The organism is Kitasatospora sp. NPDC059571 (assembly GCF_042735675.1).
GTDB lineage: Bacteria > Actinomycetota > Actinomycetes > Streptomycetales > Streptomycetaceae > Kitasatospora.
The window spans coordinates 1,373-3,168 of the sequence record NZ_JBHWBW010000546.1; the positions used below are offsets into that span (position 1 = coordinate 1,373).

Annotated in this window: 1 protein-coding gene and 1 pseudogene; one reads left to right on the plus strand and one right to left on the minus strand. The window is 78.9% G+C overall.

Annotated elements, in window-relative coordinates; translation table 11 throughout:
* The coding region (gene dacB / locus ACFV0G_RS35150; protein ID WP_380556740.1) for a D-alanyl-D-alanine carboxypeptidase/D-alanyl-D-alanine-endopeptidase at window positions 1–938 on the minus strand (938 nt) is incomplete at its 3' end.
* 223 nt (window positions 939–1,161) lie between these two features.
* Between dacB and ACFV0G_RS35155 the strand changes: the two are divergent.
* A pseudogene (locus ACFV0G_RS35155) lies at window positions 1,162–1,718 on the plus strand (glycoside hydrolase family 10 protein); the annotation flags it as partial.
* Window positions 1,719–1,796: the final 78 nt, after the last annotated feature.

Consider the following 1,796-nt stretch of genomic DNA (forward strand, 5'->3'; position numbering starts at 1 on the left):
GCTGCGGTCGGCGTCAGGGGGGCCTGGCCCGCGGGGGCGCTCCCGGCCGGGTAGCCCCTTTGGTCGGTGCCGCCGTGCTGTGCTATAGCGGCGGCGAACACCGCGGCGGCGAGGCCGGCCGGGTCGTCGACCGCCACCCACTCCTGGCCGGTGCCGCCGCCGGCCGGCAGGCTGCCGGAGAGCTGCAGGTCGTTGCCGCCGGGCCGCCGGTCGACCTGGACGGTGGAGGCGCCGCCGGCCGGCCCGGTGTCCACCCCGCCGCGCAGCCGCACCGGCGCCTCGGCGGGGACGACCTGCACGGTCGCCGGGCGGCCGGGCGCGGCGGCGGGGGTGAGGGTGAGCCGGACGGTGCCGGGATCGTAGTCGGTGTCCGTGGTCAGGGTGAGCGCGGAGATCTGCGGGCTGTAGTACGCGGCCTGGTCGTCCCAAGCCCAGTCGGCGCCGAGCGGCACGTCGTCGTAGCGGGAGGCGTCGGCCAGCAGCGCACCGTTCACCTCGGTCACCCCGGCGGCGGCGACCTGCGCGGCGAGCGCGTCGAGGTCGGCCGGCAGCAGGCTGGGGTCGCCGCCGCCGCGCAGCACCAGGTCGCCGTCCAGCAGCGGGCCGCTGCGCCGGCCGGCGGCCAGGACGTCGGTGGTGAACCGGTGGTCCTGGCCGAGCACGTCCAGTGCGGCGGCCGCGGTGACGGTCTTCAGGGTGGAGGCGGGCAGCAGCAGCGCGCCGGGGTCGTGCCGGTACAGCACCTCGCCGGTCGCCGCGTCGGTGACCAGTGCGGAGGCCTGGGCGCCGGTCAGCCGGGCATCGCCGAGCAGCCGGTCGAGGTCGGCGGCGAGGACCGGCTGCGCCGCGCGCGGCGGGGTGGCGGCCTGGGTCCGGGCGGCGGCCGTGGTGAGCAGCAGCACGCCGACGAGGACGGCGGCGAACGGCGTCGGGCGCACAGTTCCTCCGTGGTGACGGGTCGCGCGGACGGGCCCGCGGCAGGCCGGACGTCCACCACCATGGCGGTTGCCGGGCCGCCGGCCGGCCGGTGGCGGCGCGCGGCGGCGGAAATTCCTCCGCACGGACCACCCCGCGGTGTGTCGGACGGCCCCGGGGCGCTCCGGCCGCCGCGCCCGGTTGACACTCCGTCACATTCGCCGTCCGTCGTCAGGAGCCGCCCGCATGGTCCACCGCCGCACCTTCCTCGCCGGCTGCGGCGCGCTGGCGCTCAGCCCGCTCGGCGGGCCGGCGGAGGCGGCGGAGGCGGCGGAGGCGGCGGAGGCGGCGGCGTCCGCGGCACCCGAGCGCCGGATGCGCGGGGTGTGGATCGCGTCGGTGGAGAACATCGACTGGCCGTCCGCGCCGGGCCTTGCGCCGGACCGGGCGCGCGAGGAGTTCACCGCCGTGCTCGACCGGCTGGCGGCGGTCGGCGCCAACGCGGTGTTCGTCCAGGTCCGGCCGACCGCGGACGCCTTCTGGCCGTCCCGGCTGGAGCCGTGGTCGCAGTGGCTGACGGGGGTTCAGGGCCGGGACCCCGGCTGGGATCCGCTGGCGTTCCTGGTCGCCGCGGCGCACCGCCGGGGCCTGGCCTTCCACGCCTGGTTCAACCCGTACCGGATCGCGCTGCACGAGGACCCGGGCCTGCTCTCCGCCGGGCACCCGGCCCGCCGCCACCCGGAGTGGACGGTGGCGTACGGGGGCGGGCTCTACTACGACCCGGGGGTGCCGGGGGGCCCCGCCGGGGGCGGCCCCGGGCGGGGGGGCGCAGCGGGGGCGCCCCGCCCCGCCTCCGGGGCGCCAAAAGAAAGACTAAATCA